Here is a 21,291-nt window from a genome sequence, read left to right as displayed (position 1 = left end):
ATTTTTTACATAACTAGCCTAAAAAATGGATATCAAACAAATACAGGAACTGATTAAATTTGTTTCTCGTTCTGGTGTAAATGAAGTTGCGATCGAGCAAGAAGATTTTAAAATCACCATTAAAACAAACCAAGCACCAACAGTTGTTCACGCTACATTGCCTCAGGCACCACTTGTACAAGCGGCTGCTCCAGTTGCAACAGCACCTACAGCGCCAATTGCTGCTACACCTGTTGTTCCTGCTGCAGAAGATACTTCGAACTACATTACAATTAAGTCGCCAATGATTGGTACTTTCTACCGTTCATCGAGCCCTGACAAACCTATGTTTGTTAACGTTGGTGATGAAATTGGTACTGGTAAGGTAATTTGTATTATCGAAGCTATGAAACTTTTCAACGAAATCGAAAGTGAAGTTTCAGGTCGTATCGTTAAAATATTAGTTGATAATGCATCTCCAGTAGAGTATGATCAACCATTGTTTTTAGTAGAACCTATTTAGTAAACCGTCTTTTATTACGCCATGGTTTGTGGTTTCACAAATCAAATAACATATAAATGGTTCGTGGAAACACGAACCATGGTATTTAAAATTGTTTCCAATTGGAACAAAAGACGAAAACGAAAAAATTATGTTTAAAAAAATACTAATTGCCAACAGGGGTGAAATCGCTTTGCGTATTATTCGTACCTGTAAGGAAATGGGCATCAAAACGGTTGCTGTTTACTCTACTGCTGATAGAGAGAGTTTACACGTACGTTTTGCTGATGAGGCTGTTTGTATTGGTCCTCCTCCGAGTAAAGATTCTTATTTAAATATTCCAAATATTATTTCGGCTGCAGAATTAACTAATGCCGATGCAATTCATCCAGGTTACGGTTTCTTATCAGAAAATGCTAAATTTTCTAACATTTGCCGTGAGTATAACATCAAATTTATTGGTGCTACACCTGAGCAAATTAATGGAATGGGTGACAAAGCTTCTGCTAAAGAAACCATGAAAATTGCTGGTGTACCTACTATTCCAGGATCAGAAGGCTTATTATCAAGCGTTAAAGAAGGGGTCGCAATTGCGAACGAAATGGGTTATCCAGTAATACTTAAAGCAACTGCTGGTGGCGGAGGCCGAGGTATGCGTGTGGTATGGAAAGATGAAGATTTTGAAAACGCATGGGATAGCGCTCGTCAGGAATCTGGTGCTGCTTTTGGTAACGATGGATTATATTTAGAAAAATACATTGAAGATCCACGTCACATTGAAATCCAGATTATTGGCGATCAGTTTGGCAAAGCATGCCACTTATCAGAACGCGATTGTTCAATTCAACGTCGTCACCAAAAACTGGTAGAAGAATCTCCTTCGCCATTTATGACCGAAGAACTTCGTGTAAGAATGGGTGAAGCTGCTATTAAGGGCGCTATGGCTGTAAACTATGAAGGTGCTGGTACAATCGAATTTTTGGTTGATAAACACCGTAACTTCTACTTTATGGAGATGAATACCCGTATTCAGGTAGAACACCCAGTTACGGAAGAAGTAATTAATTTCGATTTAATTAAAGAACAAATTAAAGTTGCTGCAGGAATTCCAATTTCAGGAAAAAATTATTTCCCTGATATGCACGCAATCGAATGTCGTATTAATGCCGAAGATCCAGCAAATAATTTCCGTCCATCACCAGGCAAAATTACTAATTTCCACTCTCCAGGTGGGCATGGTGTAAGAGTAGATACTCATGTTTACGCAGGCTACTCTATTCCATCAAACTACGATTCGATGATTGCGAAGTTAATTTGCGTGGCACAAACTCGAGAAGAAGCAATTTGCACAATGGAGCGTGCGTTAGGCGAATTTGTAATTGAAGGTGTTAAAACAACAATTCCTTTCCACTTACAACTGATGAAAGACCCTAACTTTAGAGCAGGTAATTTCACTACAAAATTCATGGAAACATTCGAATTTTCAGAATAACATAAACTATTTCTATATTTAACACGTAAATACCATTCTATTCAAATAGAATGGTATTTTTGTTTTCAACATGAGCGACACTAAAGAAAAATCATCACTACTAAAAGCTATCGGTAACAAAGGGACAAACCTTGAGGCAGAAATGTCTTTTTTCGACCATCTCGATGTTCTTCGTAAGCACTTAATCAGAGCTGCCATTGCTATTGCTGTATTTACAGGTATTGCATTTTATTTTAACGAAGAAATATTAGATAAAATAATTTTCGGACCTAAAAAACCTGATTTCTGGACTTACAGAATGATGTGTAAATTAGCTGAAAACTTCCCATCTCTTGGAAAGGATATGTGTATTACCAAAATTAATGGCGAAATCATTAATACCGAAATGGCTGGTCAGTTTAACTTACAGTTAAATGTTTGCGTAATGTGTGGTATCGTTTTAGGTTTCCCTTATCTACTTTGGGAAATATGGCGCTTTGTAAAACCTGCCTTGCACGAAAAAGAACGCAAATCGGCAAGTGGGTTTGTCTTTTTTGCCTCACTCCTTTTTATAATTGGTATTCTTTTTGGTTATTTCATTATCTGTGCCCTATCAATTAATTTCTTAACTGGTTATACGGTTAGTTCGGAAATTAAAAATACATTTACAATAGATTCTTATGTTTCATCTATTTCAACCCTAACTTTAGGTACAGGAATTATTTTTGAGCTTCCGATAATCATATTTATTCTTTCAAAACTAGGTTTAATGACACCAAAGTTTATGAGAGCGAGCAGAAGATACGCAGTTGTAATTATCTTGATTATTGCAGCAATTGTAACCCCAACACCAGATATTTTAACAATGCTAACTGTGGCGGCGCCATTATTCTTGCTTTATGAGTTAAGTATTTTTGTTTCGGCTTATATCGAAAAAAAGAAGAAAAAGGCAGAGACAGCTTTCTATGCTAAATAACAAAAACATTACGAAGAGATTTCGTTATTCTCTATAAATTTGAAACATGCCAAATACAAAAATTAAAATTGCAATTGGTTCAGACCATGCAGGTTTTGATTACAAAGAAATTTTAAAAGATTTTCTATCAGATTACGATGTAAAAGATTTTGGACCGCATTCTTTGGATTCTGTAGATTATCCCGATTTTGCCCATCCTGTTGCTTCTGCTGTAGAAAATGGCGATTTTAGATATGGCATTTTGCTCTGTGGCTCTGCCAACGGCGTAGCTATTACAGCAAACAAGCATCAACACATTAGAGCTGGCCTATGTTGGACGAATGAAGTTGCTTCATTAGTGAGAAAACATAACGATGCTAATGTATTGTGTATTCCAGCAAGGTTTTTATCTGAAGAAGAAGCAAAAGAGATAGCGACGACATTTTTAAATACAGAGTTTGAAGGTGGTCGTCATCAAAACAGAGTAGATAAAATATCTTGCTAAGATCAAAAAACAACTAACTTTTACTACATAATGAATAAAAAATTTTTAACTCTTGGCGTTGCGTCGCTTCTTACCGCAAGTAGCTTCGCTCAAGTTAAACCTCTAGTTCCAAATAAGGATGCGATTAGGTTTAGTAAAGCCATAAATCCTGAAAATGGCTTTAAACATCTTTCTGTTTTAGCTTCTGATGAATATGAGGGTCGTGAAACGGGCAAGAAAGGTGCATGGATGGCTGCAGATTACATTCGCAACTATTTCAAATCTATTGGCTTAAAAGGGCCTGTTAATGGCGAATACTTCCAAAAAATTGATCTCGTTAACCTGATGCTTAAAGAAAGTCATGTAACTTTAAACGGACAGGTAAAAGATTATCAAAAAGATTATTTGGTACTACCGAATACAATTAGCGATAAAGGTTTTACATTTTCTAGCGATGAGGTTGTTTTTGTTGGTTACGGATTAAAAAAAGATAATTACGATGATTTTGCTGGCGTAGATATTAAAGGCAAAGTGATTATGATGTTCAGTAATGGCGATCCTACTCTCAAACAAGGAGAAAGAATGGATCGTAATGCTATGATGAAAATCCGTAAAGATCGAGCTGATTATCTGGCTCAGAACAATGTTAAGGCAATCATTACGATAGATCCAAATGTTGACAGACTTTCTGAAGCTTACAAAAAATACTTAAATGATGGCCAAGTTATGGTTAAAACCAAAAGCATGGCAGAAGCGCAAAAACAAAATGATGTGCCTCGCATTTCAATTTCATCAGCGTTAGCAAATGAAATTTTAAAAAGTACAAATACCACAGTTGCTGATTTGCAAAAGAAAATTATCGATAGCAAAACTCCAGCTTCACAAGTGTTAAATATTCCTTTTTCTGCGAGTGCGACAAAAACTGAAACTCCAGTAAGATGTGAAAATGTTTTAGGTTTCCTAGAAGGTTCTGATCCTAAATTAAAAAATGAAGTGCTAGTTTTAACTGGTCATTACGATCACATTGGATTAGTTAATGATCCGAATGCAAAAGATAAGGTAAATAATGGTGCTGATGATGATGGTTCTGGTACAACGGGCGTTTTGTTAATGGCTAAAGCATTTACCGATGCTAAAAAAGCAGGTAAAGGTCCAAAACGCAGCATTTTATTCATGACAGTAGTTGGTGAAGAAAAAGGCTTATGGGGTTCTGATTGGTATTCAGAGCATCCAGTATTTCCTGTTGAGAACACTATCGCAAATTTAAATACTGATATGATTGGTCGTATTGGCGAAGAATACTTAGGTAAGCCAGATTCTGCAAACTACATTTACTCAATCGGCTCAAATATGTTAAGCAGCGATTTAGGCAAATTAAGTGAACAAGTGAATGCAACTTACACTAAAATGAAATTGGATTACAAATACGATGACCCTAAAGATACTGAGCGTATTTATTACCGTTCAGATCATTATAATTTTGCTAAACTAGGTATTCCTATCATTTTTTATTATGACGGAATGTTGCAGCAAGACTACCACAAACCTGGTGATGAGGTAAGCAAAATTAATTTCCCTTTATTGGCAAAAAGAGCTCAATTAACTTACTATACCGCATGGGAATTAGCTAATCAAGCTAAACGACCAGTTGTTGATATGGACGGAGCTGGACATCCAAAGAAATAATAAAGTCAAAATACTAAGCCCCGACATTTCAATCGGGGCTTTTTTATGCACAATACTTTTCGTGCCTGCTTAAATTCATATCTTTGATTTATGATCAAAACTGCCGAGGAATTTTTAGAGAAGTCTGATGAGAAAGCTTTCGATTTGCCGCATCGTAAAACCATAAACTATAATATTGGCAAATACAATACGGCTGTTGAACGTGGTTTATCAAAATTCGAAAATCTCGAAGCATCAAAAAAGAAAGCCCACGTTATTAAATGGCGTGTAATGGAAAATCTCGATAAGTTTTTACCTGAATTCGAATCGAATTTTCAGCGAAGAGGTGGTAAGGTTATTTGGGCAAATGATGCGGCAGAAGCTCAACAGGAAATTCTAAACATCATCAAAAGGAACAACGGAAAAACAGTTATTAAATCAAAATCGATGACGACCGAAGAAATTCATTTGAATGATTTTCTGGAAAGTAATCAAATCGAATCTTTAGAAAGTGATTTAGGCGAATACATTGTTCAGCTACTTGGGCAAGCGCCATATCATATCGTTACGCCTGCAATGCATTTAAGTGCAACTGATATTGCTAAATTATTTCATGATAAATTCGGAACACCGATTGATGCTACGCCACCTCAATTGGTTCAAAAAGCGAGGGAATTACTTCGTGACAAATATTTGAATGCTGATATCGGCATCAGTGGCGGAAACTTTTTAATCGCTGATACTGGAAGTATTGCCATCACAGAAAACGAAGGTAATGCCCGATTGAGTACCACATTTCCGAAAATCCATATTGCAATTGTGGGTATCGAAAAAATTATTCCATCGATGGCTGATCTGGATTTGTTTTGGCCATTATTGGCTTCTCATGGAACAGGGCAAAATTTAACGGTTTACAATACAATTTTGAGTGGACCTCGTCAACCTAATGAAACAGATGGACCAGAAGAAATGTATGTGATCCTTCTTGATAACGGGCGAACAAATTTATTAGCTCAAAAAGATCAACGACAAGGTTTATATTGCATTCGTTGTGGCGCTTGTTTAAATGCTTGTCCAGTTTATAAAAATATTGGTGGCCATACTTACAATACGACTTACAGTGGCCCAATCGGTTCGGTTATTACACCGCATTTAAAAGGCATGGAAGAGTTTAAACACTTAAGTTATGCCTCAAGTTTGTGCGGAAAATGTTCTGAAGTTTGTCCTGTTAAAATCGATATTCATAAAATGTTATTGCTCAATCGCCGAGATGCAGCAGCGACACATGAAAATGGTAAGGTAGAGGAAATGGGTTGGAGCATGTTTAACCGAATGATGCAAAAACGAAAGTGGATGGATTTTTTCGGTGGAAAATTCAAAAACTTCATACTTAAAACATTTTTCAAAAAAAGCTGGGGAAAATATAGAGAAATGCCAAAAGTTGCCGATAAATCATTCTCAAAACAATTTGAAGAGATGAAGAAGCAGAAGGAATCTTAAAACAAATAAAAACCAAATATGCAATTTAACCGCGGCAACAAAGACGACTCATTCCTCCTAAATTTATATAAAAGATTGCTTTACCCTCGAATGATTGAGGATAAAATGCTTAAACTTTTACGACAGGGCAGAATTGGCAAATGGTTTTCGGGTATTGGACAAGAAGCCATTGCCGTTGGTTCTACATTAGCTATGCAAAGCGATGAATATATATTACCCATGCATCGCAATTTGGGCGTTTTCACAACCAGAGATATTCCGCTAAAAAAATTAATGGCACAATGGCAGGGTAAAGCAACAGGTTTTACCAAAGGCCGCGACCGCTCATTTCATTTTGGTACGCAAGATTATAGAATTATTGGGATGATTTCTCATCTCGGTCCACAGATGGCATTAGCAGACGGTATTGCATTGGCAGATCTTTTGGCTGGGAAACAAAAAGCAACACTGGTTTACACGGGCGAAGGTGCTACCAGCGAGGGCGATTTCCATGAGGCAGTTAATGTTGCGGCAGTTTGGAATTTACCTGTGATTTTTCTTATTGAAAATAATGGTTATGGGTTATCAACACCAAAATCAGAGCAGTTTAGATGCAAAAATTTAGTAGATAAAGCTATAGGTTATGGTATAGAAGGTAGGCAAATTGATGGTAATAATATTCTGGAAGTTTACGATACGATCAATCAACTGGCAAGTGAAATTCGCAGAGACCCACGCCCAATTTTACTGGAATGCCTGACGTTTAGAATGCGTGGGCATGAAGAAGCATCGGGCACAAAATATGTTCCTCAAGAATTATTTGATGAATGGGAAAAGAAAGATCCATTGCGCAATTATGAAACTTATCTAATTGAAGAGGGGATTTTAACAGCTGATTCAATCATAGATATTAGAGCGGGAATCAAAAAAAACATTGAACTGGAAGTTGAGGAAGCATTTGATGAACCCGAACCAGAGGTAAGTTCAGCACTAGAGGAAAGCGATATGTACTTCCCTTATGAACAAACAGTAATTGATCCAAATCAATCTCAAACAGAAAAGAGATATTTAGACGCGATAACAGATGCGTTAGATTTAGCAATGCAGAAATATCCAAATCTGGTTTTAATGGGACAGGATATTGCTGATTATGGTGGCGCATTTAAAATTACTGATGGTTTTACTGCCAAGTATGGCAAAGGCCGGGTTCGTAACACACCAATTTGCGAATCGGCAATTGTTGGCGCAGGTTTGGGCTTATCAATAAATGGATATAAAGCCGTTGTAGAAATGCAATTTGCCGATTTTGTTACCGTTGGTTTTAATCAGATTGTAAATAATTTAGCTAAAACTCACTACCGTTGGGGCGAAAAAGCCGATGTTGTGGTTCGTATGCCTACAGGTGTGGGAAGTGGCGCAGGTCCTTTCCATTCGCAAAGTAATGAGGCTTGGTTTACGAAAACACCAGGTTTGAAAGTTGTTTATCCAGCTTTTCCTGAGGATGCAAAAGGCTTGCTGCTTGCCGCAATTGAAGACCCAAATCCTGTTTTATATTTTGAGCATAAATATTTATACAGAAGTTTAACTTCGCCAATTCCTGATGGTTATTACACCACTAAAATTGGCAAGGCTGTTACACTGAAAACAGGTGGTAAATTTGCTATTATCACTTATGGTTTAGGCGTTCATTGGGCATTGGATTACCTGAAAAACAATCCTGAAAGTGATGCAACACTAATTGATTTAAGAACTTTACAACCTTGGGATAAGGAAACTGTTCGCGATGCAGTAAAATCTACTGGGAGAGTTTTAATCTTACATGAAGACACACTGACCAACGGCTTTGGTGCAGAAATTTCTGCGTGGATTGGCGAACATTGTTTCCAATATTTGGACGCACCCGTATTGCGTTGCGCCAGTTTGGATACTGCAATTCCAATGAATAAAGCACTAGAAGATGAGTTTTTGGCCAAGGCAAGATTGACAGAAACGATAGAAAAATTATTAAAATATTAAATTATTTTGCCACGGAAACACAGAAATCACAGAAGTTATAATTTCGATTCCGTGTCAATCCGTGTTTCCGTGGCTAATTCATACATAGCAATGAGCAATTTTAAAATCCAGGGAAACATAGTAGATACCACAAAGCGAAATATTTTCTTTGGCGAAGTTGAGATAGAGGATGGGAAAATTAAATCCATTAATAAAATTTCAGAAATAAAAGATAAAACTCATTTTATCCTCCCAGGATTTATTGACAGTCATGTTCACATAGAAAGTAGCATGCTTATTCCGAGCGAATTTGCGAGGTTGGCGGTTGTGCATGGAACGGTTGCTACCATTAGCGATCCGCATGAAATTGCTAATGTTTGTGGCATGGAAGGCGTTGAATTTATGATTGAAAATGGCAATACCGTTCCATTTAAATTCAATTTTGGTGCGCCAAGTTGTGTTCCTGCTACTATTTTTGAAACTGCTGGTGCCGAACTAAATCACAATGATGTTAGATCACTTTTAGAACGCCCAGAAATAAAATACCTGAGTGAAATGATGAATTTCCCTGGTGTGCTTTATAAAGATGAAGAAGTTTTAAAAAAGATTGCTGCTGCGCATGAATTGGGCAAACCCGTTGATGGGCATGCACCAGGCTTACGTGGCGATGCGGTACAACAATACATCGATGCAGGGATTTCCACCGACCACGAGTGTTTTACTGCCGAAGAAGCTTTAGATAAACTTCAACGCGGCATGAAAATTCTGATTCGTGAAGGAAGTGCCGCCAAAAATTTTGAAGCATTAGTTGATTTGCTAAATGATTGGCCAGAAATGATGATGTTTTGCAGTGACGATAAACATCCAGATAGCTTGGTTGAAAATCACATAAACGTACTTTGTGCAAGAGCTGTTGCCAAAGGCATCGATATTTTTAACGTTTTACAAGCGGCTTGCATCAATCCTATTCTTCATTATAAATTAGATGTTGGCGCATTACAAATTGGCGATTATGCCGATTTTATTGTCGCTGAAGATTTGGTAAACTTCAAAATAAAGCAAACCTACATAGATGGCGTTTTACTTTCTGAAAATGGCAACACTGTTGGCGATTGGGTAAAACATAACAAGGATAAAGAATCTGTAAATCATTTCGATTGCAGTTTGAAAAAAGTAGAAGACTTTATTTACCCATATCAAAAACAAGATGAAATACCAGTAATTGAAGCTTTGGACGGACAGTTAATTACCAATAAGCTCACTGCTAAGCCAAAAGTTTCAAACGGAAACATCATTAGTGATTTAGAAAACGATGTGCTGAAAATGGTTGTTGTTAATCGGTACCACGAAGCGCCGATTGCCATTTCATTCGTTAAAAATTTCGGAATGAAACATGGAGCAATTGCATCTAGTGTTGCTCATGATAGTCATAACATTATTGCAGTAGGTGTGGATGATCTAAGCATTTGCGAAGCCGTTAATTTAGTCATCAAAGAAACTGGAGGTGTAGTGGCTGTTGGCAATGGAAAGGAAGAAGTGTTGGCTTTGCCTGTTGCTGGTTTAATGAGTAATCATAACGGCTATGAAGTTGCACAACGTTATACTTCAATTGATCAGTTTGCGAAAGATTTAGGTTCAACTTTGGTCGCTCCTTTTATGACACTTTCTTTTATGGCTTTGCTGGTTATTCCGCATTTAAAATTGAGCGATAAAGGTTTATTTGATGGCGACAAATTTGAGTTTGTATAATCAATTTTTCGTCAGTGCGGGGCACGAAGTAATATTAAGCTTTGGGGCGCTATATTGTGGCCGTTATAGGATCGCTTCGTGCCTCGCAATGACGACCGTAAATATCAATTATTTAACGTACTCCAGCACAAATACCTCTGCCAGAGGATTAAAAAGATATATTCTTTTATCATCCAAACAAACACAACGATAACGCTTTCTAATGCGTTCGCCTTTAGTAAAACGGCGACCATCTTTAATTTTGAAAATCGTATTAAGCGGTAGTTGCTCTAAATGTAAGGTTTCAAGTTGATTGGAATCATATTTTTTTAACGCTCTTGATAAACTCAAATCTGAGCAGCTTGATGCTGCTGGATTAGACATGTAATTGTCAATGGCTTTATGAATATCATCAGGAAAAATATTCATTTCAAAAAATGGAACCATCATCCGTTGGAAGTTTTTCTTCCATTCTCCGCCGTGTGGTTTTACTTTATTTTTGAAATCGTTCCAGGTTAAAAGGTGTGCAAATTCATGTACGGTTGTAACAAGAAAAGCATAGTGATTTAAATTGAAATTTACCGAAATTCGGTGGCCTTTATCGCGGTAGGGATGGCGATAATCGCCCAGTTTGGTAGAACGGGTTTTAGCGATTTTGAATTCGCACTGAAAATAATCTATCCACTTTGCAATTAGCGGCGCTGCCTCAGCAGGCATGTATTGCGCTAAAAGGTTAACTTTCTCCACAATGCTAAGATAATTGTTTTTATTAATTTAACCACAGAGGGCACTAAGTTTTCACAGATTACACCGAGATTTGTTAATAGCCATTTAGTACTTGCTTGATTCCATCTTTTAATTTCAAGACATTAAAATTCATCAATAGATCAAACCTGAATGAACATTTATTGCAAGTCCAATAATTGTTCTTTATAACAAATCTTCTCTCATAAACTTTGTGTGCTCTGTGTTAAAACTGATCCCTATTCCTCCGATGGAAACAGCGATGCCAACACCAGCTTAATCTCTCCAAAAGAATAATCCTTACCTAAAAAATCGCGAATTGTAGCCATCGATTTTGTTTTCTGGCTTTCCACCGCATCACTTATATTTCTGATTTTATTTGGTTTAACCAGTTTAGCCACATCAATTTGTTGCGTTGAAACATAATAAGCCAAATGCCCCTCAATGGTGCCGATAGAAAAACCACGTTCTTTTGCAATTTCTTCCAAAGTTTTTCCTTGCTCGTAAAGTTCAAAACTTACCAGTTTAGTATCTACTTTTGGCTCTTTTTTCTTCTTTTCAGCCGCAGATTTCACTTTCAAAACCTGTCCTTTTAATTGAATTGCTTTTTGCAATTGTTTATCACGCTCGGCAGCATTTAACAAGGCATCTGTATCGGCTTTACTAAACTCCTTACCATCAATCATAGCTTGCAATAGTGCCTTACTTTTGTGCATTTTCTTCAATTGCTCGTAAACCAAAATTTCCAATTCAAGTAGTTCGGTTAAATAAGTTTTAATTCCTTTTTCATCCTTTACCGCTTCAATATGCGCCAAAAGCTTTTCAGAAACCTCTTTAACTAAGGGATTAAAATATTTTAAAGCCGCTGCCACTCGTTTCGAAACATTAAATAAAGTATGTTCGGTTTGTGTGGAAAATAAGTTTTTAAGCTGATTGATAAAACTGTCAGCCGTTGCCGAAAGTTTCTGAAAATCGCGGTAAAGTTCCATTGTCCAATCATCGTAATGTTGTTTGGTCGATTTTTCCCCTTTATCAAAAGTTTGAACGTGTTCTTTAATGTAATAACGAACCAAGTTTAAGTCGAAAGCTGCTAGTAAATAAGTTCTGATAAAATCATAACTCTCCGCGCTAATCTGCTGATTAAGTACATCAGATGGTTGTTTGGTACTCGAAAAATAATGAATATTCGGGTCTTGCTGCAAACCAGTTTCACGCAAGTGCGAAGTCAAAACCAGCCCCTTTAAAGAGCGTAAACGCGAAAGCGCAACATACGCCTGTCCTGGAGCGAAAGCATCGCCAATATCAATAATTGCTTTATCAAACGTTAAGCCCTGACTTTTATGAACCGTAATTGCCCAGGCTAATTTTATAGGATACTGAACAAATGAACCAGCAACATTTTCCGAAATTTCGTTTGTTGCCTCATTTAATTTATACTTTACGTTTTCCCATGTGTAAGGTGAAATTTGGATAACCACCTTATCATCTGGTAATTCAATTTCTACAATATCCTTTTCAATATGATGAACAACGCCAATTTTACCATTATAATAGCGTTTTTCAGCAGTCATATCATTTTTAATAAACATAATTTGTGCACCCACTTTCAGTTCTAAACTTTTATCGTTTGGAAACGAATGCTCACTAAATTCTCCAGTAACCTTGGCATCAAAGAAGTAAGATTTAGTTTTAAGCTGTGTTAATCGTTCACGATTTATAGTATCAGCTTTATTATTATGCGTTGTTAAAGTGATGTAATTTTCATCGGCGGCAGGTTTGAAATCTTGCTTAAAATGTTGGCGAAGCAAAGTCGTATCATCTGCGGTAATTTGATTATTTCTGAGATTATTTAATAAATCGATAAAAACAGAATCATCTTGACGGTAAATTTTATCCAACTCAATATAAATCGGTGGATTATTTTGTAACGCTAAAGCATCGAAGAAATAAATGCTCTTGTAAAAACCTGCCATAACCCGCCATTCATCGTTTTTTACAACAGGAGGTAACTGGTGCAAATCGCCAATAAAAAGCATCTGCACTCCGCCAAAAGGCACATTTCTATTTCTTCGGATGTAACGCAAGGAGAAATCAATCGCATCAAGCATATCGGCTCGGAGCATACTCACTTCATCAATAACCAGCAATTCAAGCTCTTGAATCATGCGCCTTTTATTGCCTTGCATATTCAGATGCTTTACGATTGTGCGTGGCGTATTGAAATTAAAAGTGATGTTTTGGTTGATGATATTCGCTGCTGCATCAGGAAAAAACGCACCAAAAGGTAATTGAAAAAGCGAATGAATAGTTACACCCGAAGCATTAATTGCAGCAATACCTGTAGGTGCACAAATCATTGCTTTTTTGTGCGTAAGCTGAATCAATTTGCGCAAAAAAGTAGTTTTACCCGTTCCAGCTTTTCCTGTTAAAAAAACATGTTTCGAGGTATAGTTAACAAATTTTGCCGCTATTTCTGCGGCCATAGAAGTTTCTTCTAATTCTGGCATTGGCAATAAGATTTCGGTTTGCTCTATTTTCGGAGGGATAATTAAAGCTAACAATTTTAGCACAAAAATAGGTATGATTTATAGAATTTCGGCAAACAAATACGGTTTTAACCTGTATATTTTCTTTTGAAAATGAATGCTCAGTTTTTTATCGGGAAAAACCGTCCTGCTGTTCGCTTTACTCCGTTACACTCCGTGCTCGCTGCCATCAAGTTTATTAACAAAGTTTGTTGAGCTTTGGATTGTAAACCATAAATATCATCCTAAACGTAGTCGAAAGACAGATTATTATTTGTTTTCGACCATAGAATTGGTCATCGACTACGCTCAGAGTGACAACATTTGAGCTTAAATTATGATATTATAATAGTTGCAATTAATTGCGGTTTGGGTTTAACCCACAGAAATCGATTATTGCAGAAATTCGCCATCATTCTTACTACTCCCCTCCCAATTTAGGAGGGGCAAGGGGTGGTTAAACTATACCCAAAACCGTTAAAGAAGTTTCATAAACGCCACAGTAATGGAATACTTTTTTGGTGCTAACGAAAAAGATTGCTACTTCGTTCGTCCTCCCAATGATGGAATGGTGAGAACAACAGAAATTTAAAAAAGATTGGAATGTATGGCGGGGCCAACCCGAACCGAAGAACTACAGCTACTGCTTTTCAAAAACTAATTAGCCATTTGGTTTTCAATTAAACAGTTAAGTGATAAAAACAGTTCGTCAAAATTCTTATCTTTGCAGCCTGATGAAACAAAATTATTCAAATCTAATCGCAGTTAAATTCCTTTAACCAGGTTTCATCGCCATTTTTTACCCAAAATTTTATTATGCTTAACCCTGAAATAGAAAAACGTAAAACCTTTGCCATTATTAGTCACCCCGATGCGGGTAAAACCACTTTGACAGAAAAATTTCTGCTTTTTGGTGGTGCAATTAATACGGCTGGTGCGGTAAAACGTAACAAAGCGAACCAAAGCAATACTTCCGATTTTATGGAAATTGAGAAACAACGTGGTATCTCGGTTGCAACCTCGGTTATGGGTTTTGAGTATAGCGGCAAGCGAATTAACATTTTGGATACCCCTGGTCACAAGGATTTTGCGGAAGATACCTACCGTACTTTATCGGCAGTGGATAGCGTGATTTTGGTGGTAGACTGCGTAAAAGGTGTGGAAGAGCAAACCGAAAAATTAATGTCCGTTTGCCGTATGCGTAACACGCCTGTAATTATTTTTGTAAATAAGATGGATCGTGAAGGTAAAGAAGCGTACGATTTATTGGATGAAATTGAGGAAAAACTTAACATCAGTTTGTGCCCGCTTTCTTGGCCAATTGGACAGGGACATACCTTTAAAGGTGTTTACAGCATTTATAACAAACACTTAAATTTATTTAATTCTGATAAAACCAAAGTAACCGATTCGGTTGTGGCGGCAAATGATTTGAACGATCCAACGTTATTAAATTACCTTAAAGAAAACGAAATTAACACATTGAAAGATGATGTTGAATTGGTTGACGGTATTTACGGCAAAATCGATAAAGATTTATATACTGAGGGTTTGGTTGCGCCAGTTTTCTTTGGTAGTGCCATTAACAACTTCGGAATAAAGGAGCTTTTAGATACATTTATTGATATCGCACCAAGTCCGCGCCACCGTGAAGCAGAAGAGCGTGATGTGCTGGTTGAAGAGAAAAATTTCAGTGGTTTTGTGTTTAAAATCCATGCCAATTTAGATCCAAAACACCGCGATCGGATTGCTTTCTTACGTATTTGTTCAGGCAAATTTGAGCGTAATAAATTCTATTATCACACCCGTCAGGATAAGAAATTAAAATTCTCAAACCCGATGGATTTCATGGCCAATGAGAAAAGTATTGTAGAAGAAGCCTGGCCAGGCGATGTGGTTGGTTTATATGACAGCGGTAACTTTAAAATCGGCGATACTTTGACAGAAGGTGAAAAATTGCAGTTTAAAGGAATCCCAAGTTTTTCTCCATCTATTTTTAAAGAAGTAGAAAACATGGACCCAATGCGAACCAAGCAATTGGAAAAAGGTATTGAACAATTAACTGATGAAGGTGTGGCACAATTATTTGTTATGCAGCCTGGAAACAGAAAAGTAATTGGTGCTGTTGGTGAGCTTCAGTTTGAGGTTATTAACTTCCGTTTGGAGCACGAATATGGCGCAAAATGTCGTTTCCGTACATTAAGTTACACCCGTTCGAGTTGGGTAACATCATCTGATAGAAAAAAATTAGATGAATTTGTTAAACGTAAACAACAGCATATTGGTTTCGATAAGGAAGCGAATCCAGTTTACTTATCGGATAGTGATTATATGATTAATTTAACCAAACAGGATTACCCTGATATCGATTTTCATAAAACAAGCGAGTTTAAGAGTTAATTATTCTATAGATTTTAATAAACTGAAAACCTTACAGGATTTAAAGCTTGTAAGGTTTTTTTACGCATCTATTTTGATAGTCTTGGTAGAATCAAAGATGTGTAACGAAATAAATTTGTTGTTTGCATACAATTATTAACTTTAAATTTTGAGCCTAATAACGATATCAATGAGTACAATACTAACTGAAAAACAAAAAATGCTTGCAGGCAAAGCCTACCAAGCTGGAGAAGCAGAGTTATCAAAAGAAAGATTAAAAGCACGAGAAATAGTTTTCGAGTTTAATAATCTTGCTCCAAAATTTATAAAACAACGCAAAGAGTTAATAAAAAAACTCTTTGGTAAAACTGAAAAGATGTTTTACCTGGAGCCACCTTTTCGTTGCGATTATGGCTATAACATCGAAATTGGCGATAACTTTTATGCAAATTTTAACCTCGTAATTTTAGATTGTGCTAAGGTGGGTATTGGCAACAATGTTTTTATTGCACCAAATGTGGCAATTTATACTGCTGGACATCCAATACACGCATATCTTCGCGATCAGGAATACGAATGGGCGCAAGAAATTAGTATTGGAAACAGCGTTTGGATTGGTGGAAATGTAGTAATAAATCCAGGTGTAAAAATTGGCTCGAATGTAGTAATTGGTTCTGGAAGTATAGTTACGAGAGACATTCCAGATAATGTTTTTGCTGCAGGAAACCCTTGTAGAGTAATTCGTCAGTTAACTGATGAGGATAAAGACTTTTACTACAAAGACATTAAATTAGAGCAATAATATCTTGCTAAAAACATCTTGAGCTTGTCGAAAGACTTATATTCTTGCTTTCGACAAGCTTAAATGATTTTACATTTAGAAACGGCTTCTAATCCGTTTAACTACTATGGTCAACCACTACTTTCCACTCTCCTTTTAGTTTCTTAAATAACAACGTGAAATAACCTTGAGGTTCATCCTTTTCACGTTTTAAATGCCAGCTTCCCAATACAAAAGCAACATCTTTACCTAAGAAATCAACTTTTTTAATTCCAAAAGTTAAAAAACCCATTCCTGAACTGCCTGAATAGTTTTTCTTATAATTATCTAAAGTTTTTTGCCAGCCATAAGTCGTACCACTTTTTCCAACAAATAATAAGCTGTCTGATTTTAAGTAACCATCCATAAAGGCAACTAAATCACCTTTGTTCCATGCTTTCCTTTGCGTTTCTAAAACATCCAAAATGGCTTGTTTATCTTTAGGCGTTTGTGCCTGAGCAAAGAAGGTAGACAATAAGAATAATAGAATCAGCTTTATTTTCATATCAATAGATTTAGAAAATAAAAATGCGTTTTATTTTATTTAAAAGCTACATAAATTTGTTTCTTTACAGGCTTAAATCATCAAAATGCAAAAAACAGTAACTTCAATCGGCGAAATTTTGTGGGATGTTTTTCCAGAGGGAAAGAAAGCTGGCGGTTCATCTATGAATGTAGCCTTACATCTTCATAAACAAGGTATAAACAGCAAATTTATTAGTGCTGTTGGTCACGATGAATTGGGTAAAGAGTTAATTAGTTTTTTATATGATCAGAATTTCAGCTCCAATTTAATACAGGTTGCCGACTTACCAACAAGCACTGTAGAAGTTAAACTGGATGAAACGCACCAGGCCACTTACTCAATTATAGAACCCGTTGCCTGGGATGCAATTGAACTTTCTGATGAGGCCATTGAGACCGTGAAAAAATCGGATGCTTTTGTGTATTGTAGTTTAACGTGTAGAAACGAAAAGAGTAGAAATACAGTTTTAAGTTTACTTAATAACGCAAAGCTGAAAGTTTTCGACATCAACCTGCGTGAGCCCTTTTATACGATTAATACCTTAAAGGACTTATTAAATGAAGCAGACGTTTTAAAAGTAAACGAGCATGAAATTATTTACCTGAAAGATGAACTGGCATTAACAGGAAATACCGACGAGCAATTATTAAAACAACTAAGCCACTTATTTAACATAAAAATTATTTGCCTTACTATGGGCGAAAACGGGGCTTGTGTATTGCATGATGACAAATTATATCATCATAAAGGCTACCCTGTAAAAGTTGCAGATACGGTTGGAGCGGGCGATTCTTTTTTAGCAACCTTTATTTCTAGCTATTTAATTGGCTACCCAATGGATACGATTTTAGATCGAGCTTGTAAAGTTGGTTCTTTTGTTGCTTCGCAGTTTGGGGCAAACCCAAATTATGGAGATGAGATTTTCGATTAACTGATATTTTTAACCCTAGCCCACTAAATTTAATTAATTGAGTTTTGCGTTAGGGATTGTAAGGGTTCAGTACCAATTTTTTATTGGTACCGCACCGAAGCGAAGCCCTGAAAAGCCCGACCCTTGCGTAGCTTGGGGAACGCCCAAATCATTTTAATTTTTTATATGTAGTTTTCAGTTTTGCCTTATTTTTTGGCTTTAAACTTCGCCCAAATATGACACCCTGCTTAAATTAATGCAAATCGAAACTTTTATCTTCGATAAATCGTTAATACAAGCACATGAGAGGTTTTCGTTTTTCTGATTACAAGCCTGGCGATACGCCAAAAGGTGGGTTCGATGAGTTGCTGAAATTATTTAGCGAATTGCTAAATTATACAGCTGGTGATGCAGCAGAGGCATTAAGTTGGTTAAACGAGCTCGACAAGCAATACAAGTTAACCAACAATGATTACGGTATTGGTAATTTTATCGATGAATTGAAAGATAAGGGTTACCTCACAGAAGACAATCAATCTGGAGAATTTAAAATTACAGCCAAAACCGAGCAAACGATTCGTAAATCGGCCTTGGAAGAAATTTTTGGGAAACTAAAAAAATCGGGTCGTGGCAATCACAATAGCAACCAAAGCGGCATTGGTGAGGAGAAAAATGCGGACAGGCGGGAATATAATTTTGGTGATAGTTTAGACCAGATTGATATGACTGCCTCGATTCAAAATGCGCAAATTAACCATGGTATTGGCGATTTCACATTAACCGATCGGGATTTAGAAGTAGAGGAAAAGGATTTTAAAACCTTAACTTCTACCGTACTAATGATTGACATTTCGCACTCGATGATTTTGTATGGTGAAGATCGAATTACACCTGCAAAAAAGGTGGCAATGGCCTTAGCCGAATTGATTAAAACAAAATACCCGAAAGATACTTTAGATATTGTTGTTTTTGGAAATGATGCCTGGCCGATTTCGGTTAAAGATTTACCTTATTTGCAAGTTGGCCCCTACCATACTAATACTTTTGCAGGGTTAGAATTGGCTACGGATTTACTTCGCAGGCGTAAAACGCACAATAAGCAAATTTTTATGATTACAGATGGGAAACCAACCTGTTTGAAAGAGAATGGAAAATATTATAAAAATAGTATGGGCTTGGATAGAAAGGTGATTAATAAAACCTTAAATATGGCTGCTCAGTGCAAACGCTTGAAAATTCCAATTACCACTTTCATGATTGCTAAAGACCCTTATTTACAGCAATTTGTTCGTCAGTTTACCGAAATAAATGGCGGAAGAGCATTTTACAGTTCTTTGACGGGTTTAGGCGAATACATTTTTGAAGATTACATTAAAAACAGAAGAAAAACAGTTAAATAAGGTTGAAGTTAAAGGGCTGAAGGTGTAACCCAAACCATTAACGATGACCCGCAACAGTTTACATAAAAATATTAACAAGGAGAGATTTGAGATTAAGTTATAGCACCTTGCCGAGCCTTAAACCCTAAACCTTATGCCTTAAACCCTTTTTAAAAAGATGCAAAACACAACTTTAGGCCAGTTAAAGGCAACAAATTATAAATCAAGAAGCGTTAAGGAAGAACTTAGAGAAAATCTGATTAAGGTTCTGAGAGATAAAAAAACCGAGTTCGAAGGCATTATTGGTTACGATGAAACGGTAATTCCAGAATTGCAAACAGCGATCCTTTCACGCCATAATATTTTACTTTTAGGGTTACGCGGTCAGGCGAAAACGCGTATTGCTCGTTTAATGGTTAACTTGCTAGACGAATATGTACCTTATGTTGCTGGGAGTGAAATTTTTGATGATCCATTGAATCCTATTTCCTGGTACGCAAAAAATGAAATCGCCACCAAAGGTGATGAAACCGAAATTGCCTGGTTGCACCGCAGCGAACGTTATACAGAGAAATTGGCTACGCCTGATGTGACCGTTGCTGATTTAATCGGTGATGTTGACCCGATTAAAGCGGCTACTTTGAAACTTACTTATAACGATGAACGTGTAATTCACTTTGGACTAATTCCTCGTGCACACCGCAGCATTTTTGTTATTAACGAATTGCCCGATTTGCAAGCTCGTATCCAAGTAGCATTGTTTAATATGCTGCAAGAAAAAGATATTCAAATTCGTGGTTTTAAATTGCGTTTACCATTAGATATTCAGTTTGTGTTTACAGCAAATCCTGAAGATTATACCAACCGTGGCAGTATTGTAACGCCATTGAAAGATAGAATTGAAAGTCAGATTTTAACGCACTATCCAAAAAGCATCGAAGTTTCAAGAAAAATTACTTTTCAGGAAGCTAAACTAACCAAAGAGCAAAAAGAAAATATTGAAGCTGATGGTTTAGTTAAGGATTTAATTGAGCAAATCGCTTTCGAGGCTCGCAAGAGCGAATATATCGATCAGAAATCGGGTGTTTCGGCAAGGTTAACTATTTCTGCTTTTGAAAATTTAATCAGCACTGCAGAACGCAGAATATTAATTTCTGGCGAGAAAAATACATTTGTTCGCCTATCTGATTTAGCAGGAATTGTTCCAGCAATTACAGGAAAAATCGAACTGGTTTACGAAGGCGAATTGGAAGGACCTGCCCATGTAGCAACCACACTTATCGGCAAAGCGGTAAAAACCTTGTTTGCCCGTTATTTCCCAGATCCAGAGAAAGCGAAGAAAACCAAAACAGCTAATCCATATACAGAAATTACAGAGTGGTTTACAGAGGGCAATAATGTTGATGTAACGGATTCGCTAACAAATGCACAATACAAAAAAGCATTAATGTTGGTACCAAGTTTATATGATACTGTTAAAAAATTCCATCCAAAATTAAGCGAAAACCAAACGTTACTTTTAATGGAATTTGTGCTGCATGGCTTAGCAGAATATTCGCAATTGAGCAAAAATTATTTAAACGGTGGCTTCGGTTTCTCTGATATGTTTGGCAGTTTATTTAATGCCGAATTTGACGAGGAAGAAGATGAGGACGATTTCAGATAGTAATTAAATTATACATTTTAATTAGCTTTGATATTTCTTTCCGAAAGGCAGGAAATATTAAAGCTTTTTTATTTTAAACCAAAC

Annotated in this window: 16 protein-coding genes; 13 read left to right on the top strand and 3 right to left on the bottom strand. The window is 36.6% G+C overall.

From position 1 onward, the window contains the following. The first annotated feature begins 25 nt into the window (after nucleotides 1-25). The 8 genes from accB (at nucleotide 26) to ade (ending at nucleotide 10,279) form a co-directional block, all read left to right on the top strand. Complete coding sequence (accB, locus tag ACZZZI_RS13090; protein WP_316756054.1) at nucleotides 26-502, top strand: acetyl-CoA carboxylase biotin carboxyl carrier protein; 477 nt, start codon at nucleotides 26-28, stop codon at nucleotides 500-502. A gap of 130 nt (nucleotides 503-632) precedes the next feature. Continuing rightward, entirely contained in the window at nucleotides 633-1,973 is a 1,341-nt protein-coding gene (gene accC, locus ACZZZI_RS13085) for an acetyl-CoA carboxylase biotin carboxylase subunit (protein ID WP_463489635.1), read from the top strand. A gap of 70 nt (nucleotides 1,974-2,043) precedes the next feature. Then, entirely contained in the window at nucleotides 2,044-2,928 is an 885-nt protein-coding gene (tatC, locus tag ACZZZI_RS13080) for a twin-arginine translocase subunit TatC (protein ID WP_316756050.1), read from the top strand. A 46-nt stretch (nucleotides 2,929-2,974) separates the two neighbouring features. Further along, nucleotides 2,975-3,412, top strand: a complete 438-nt coding sequence (gene rpiB, locus ACZZZI_RS13075; RefSeq protein ID WP_316756047.1) for a ribose 5-phosphate isomerase B — start codon at nucleotides 2,975-2,977, stop codon at nucleotides 3,410-3,412. A 30-nt stretch (nucleotides 3,413-3,442) separates the two neighbouring features. After that, nucleotides 3,443-5,077 (top strand): M28 family peptidase, encoded by a 1,635-nt coding sequence (locus ACZZZI_RS13070; protein ID WP_344766753.1) that lies wholly within the window; start codon nucleotides 3,443-3,445, stop codon nucleotides 5,075-5,077. A 90-nt stretch (nucleotides 5,078-5,167) separates the two neighbouring features. Further along, on the top strand, nucleotides 5,168-6,556 hold the full coding sequence (locus ACZZZI_RS13065) for a LutB/LldF family L-lactate oxidation iron-sulfur protein (RefSeq protein ID WP_463489634.1): 1,389 nt from the start codon (nucleotides 5,168-5,170) through the stop codon (nucleotides 6,554-6,556). Between the two features lie 18 nt (nucleotides 6,557-6,574). Then, on the top strand, nucleotides 6,575-8,551 hold the full coding sequence (locus ACZZZI_RS13060) for an alpha-ketoacid dehydrogenase subunit alpha/beta (protein WP_463489633.1): 1,977 nt from the start codon (nucleotides 6,575-6,577) through the stop codon (nucleotides 8,549-8,551). A gap of 90 nt (nucleotides 8,552-8,641) precedes the next feature. Further along, nucleotides 8,642-10,279 carry an adenine deaminase gene (gene ade, locus ACZZZI_RS13055; RefSeq protein ID WP_463489632.1) on the top strand — a complete coding sequence of 546 codons (1,638 nt, stop codon included), beginning with the start codon at nucleotides 8,642-8,644 and terminating at the stop codon, nucleotides 10,277-10,279. A 108-nt stretch (nucleotides 10,280-10,387) separates the two neighbouring features. Here ade and ACZZZI_RS13050 read toward each other — a convergent pair whose 3' ends face one another. Together ACZZZI_RS13050 and ACZZZI_RS13045 are read right to left on the bottom strand one after the other, a co-directional pair. Next, on the bottom strand, nucleotides 10,388-11,005 hold the full coding sequence (locus ACZZZI_RS13050) for a SprT-like domain-containing protein (RefSeq protein WP_316756037.1): 618 nt from the start codon (nucleotides 11,003-11,005) through the stop codon (nucleotides 10,388-10,390). Nucleotides 11,006-11,241: 236 nt separating this feature from the next. Next, nucleotides 11,242-13,563 carry a helix-turn-helix domain-containing protein gene (locus tag ACZZZI_RS13045; RefSeq protein WP_316756035.1) on the bottom strand — a complete coding sequence of 774 codons (2,322 nt, stop codon included), beginning with the start codon at nucleotides 13,561-13,563 and terminating at the stop codon, nucleotides 11,242-11,244. Nucleotides 13,564-14,343: 780 nt separating this feature from the next. On the opposite strand from ACZZZI_RS13045, the gene ACZZZI_RS13040 reads away from it, so the two are divergent. Both ACZZZI_RS13040 and ACZZZI_RS13035 read left to right on the top strand, forming a co-directional pair. Next, nucleotides 14,344-15,927, top strand: a complete 1,584-nt coding sequence (locus ACZZZI_RS13040) for a peptide chain release factor 3 (RefSeq protein WP_316756033.1) — start codon at nucleotides 14,344-14,346, stop codon at nucleotides 15,925-15,927. 169 nt (nucleotides 15,928-16,096) lie between these two features. Continuing rightward, a complete protein-coding gene (locus tag ACZZZI_RS13035) occupies nucleotides 16,097-16,708 on the top strand; it encodes a sugar O-acetyltransferase (protein ID WP_463489631.1) in 612 nt (203 codons plus the stop codon). 97 nt (nucleotides 16,709-16,805) lie between these two features. On the opposite strand, the gene ACZZZI_RS13030 is transcribed toward ACZZZI_RS13035, so the two are convergent. Continuing rightward, the gene (locus ACZZZI_RS13030) at nucleotides 16,806-17,231 is read right to left on the bottom strand and encodes a YybH family protein (protein ID WP_463489630.1); all 426 of its coding nucleotides are present in this window, start codon (nucleotides 17,229-17,231) and stop codon (nucleotides 16,806-16,808) included. Between the two features lie 85 nt (nucleotides 17,232-17,316). Here ACZZZI_RS13030 and ACZZZI_RS13025 point away from each other — a divergent pair, with 85 nt between their 5' ends. The 3 genes from ACZZZI_RS13025 (at nucleotide 17,317) to ACZZZI_RS13015 (ending at nucleotide 21,207) form a co-directional block, all read left to right on the top strand. Beyond that, nucleotides 17,317-18,183, top strand: coding sequence for a carbohydrate kinase family protein (locus ACZZZI_RS13025; RefSeq protein ID WP_316756026.1), 867 nt, complete (start codon nucleotides 17,317-17,319; stop codon nucleotides 18,181-18,183). A gap of 281 nt (nucleotides 18,184-18,464) precedes the next feature. Then, a complete protein-coding gene (locus ACZZZI_RS13020; RefSeq protein ID WP_316756024.1) occupies nucleotides 18,465-19,562 on the top strand; it encodes a vWA domain-containing protein in 1,098 nt (365 codons plus the stop codon). Nucleotides 19,563-19,719: 157 nt separating this feature from the next. After that, on the top strand, nucleotides 19,720-21,207 hold the full coding sequence (locus ACZZZI_RS13015; protein ID WP_344766744.1) for a MoxR family ATPase: 1,488 nt from the start codon (nucleotides 19,720-19,722) through the stop codon (nucleotides 21,205-21,207). Nucleotides 21,208-21,291 lie beyond the last annotated feature (84 nt).

The sequence above is a fragment of the Pedobacter sp. AC190 genome, from assembly GCF_979258025.1.
The sequence above is the reverse complement of the archived record's forward strand: the minus strand, read 5'-3'. Positions and strand labels throughout refer to the sequence as shown.

What these genes read in the sequence shown, in the direction of transcription:
- accB (WP_316756054.1), top strand. Translation starts at nt 26, where the DNA reads ATGGATATCAAACAAATACAGGAACTGATTAAATTTGTTTCTCGTTCT.
- accC (WP_463489635.1), top strand. Translation starts at nt 633, where the DNA reads ATGTTTAAAAAAATACTAATTGCCAACAGGGGTGAAATCGCTTTGCGT.
- tatC (WP_316756050.1), top strand. Translation starts at nt 2,044, where the DNA reads ATGAGCGACACTAAAGAAAAATCATCACTACTAAAAGCTATCGGTAAC.
- rpiB (WP_316756047.1), top strand. Translation starts at nt 2,975, where the DNA reads ATGCCAAATACAAAAATTAAAATTGCAATTGGTTCAGACCATGCAGGT.
- ACZZZI_RS13070 (WP_344766753.1), top strand. Translation starts at nt 3,443, where the DNA reads ATGAATAAAAAATTTTTAACTCTTGGCGTTGCGTCGCTTCTTACCGCA.
- ACZZZI_RS13065 (WP_463489634.1), top strand. Translation starts at nt 5,168, where the DNA reads ATGATCAAAACTGCCGAGGAATTTTTAGAGAAGTCTGATGAGAAAGCT.
- ACZZZI_RS13060 (WP_463489633.1), top strand. Translation starts at nt 6,575, where the DNA reads ATGCAATTTAACCGCGGCAACAAAGACGACTCATTCCTCCTAAATTTA.
- ade (WP_463489632.1), top strand. Translation starts at nt 8,642, where the DNA reads ATGAGCAATTTTAAAATCCAGGGAAACATAGTAGATACCACAAAGCGA.
- ACZZZI_RS13040 (WP_316756033.1), top strand. Translation starts at nt 14,344, where the DNA reads ATGCTTAACCCTGAAATAGAAAAACGTAAAACCTTTGCCATTATTAGT.
- ACZZZI_RS13035 (WP_463489631.1), top strand. Translation starts at nt 16,097, where the DNA reads ATGAGTACAATACTAACTGAAAAACAAAAAATGCTTGCAGGCAAAGCC.
- ACZZZI_RS13030 (WP_463489630.1), bottom strand. Translation starts at nt 17,231, where the DNA reads ATGAAAATAAAGCTGATTCTATTATTCTTATTGTCTACCTTCTTTGCT.
- ACZZZI_RS13025 (WP_316756026.1), top strand. Translation starts at nt 17,317, where the DNA reads ATGCAAAAAACAGTAACTTCAATCGGCGAAATTTTGTGGGATGTTTTT.
- ACZZZI_RS13020 (WP_316756024.1), top strand. Translation starts at nt 18,465, where the DNA reads ATGAGAGGTTTTCGTTTTTCTGATTACAAGCCTGGCGATACGCCAAAA.
- ACZZZI_RS13015 (WP_344766744.1), top strand. Translation starts at nt 19,720, where the DNA reads ATGCAAAACACAACTTTAGGCCAGTTAAAGGCAACAAATTATAAATCA.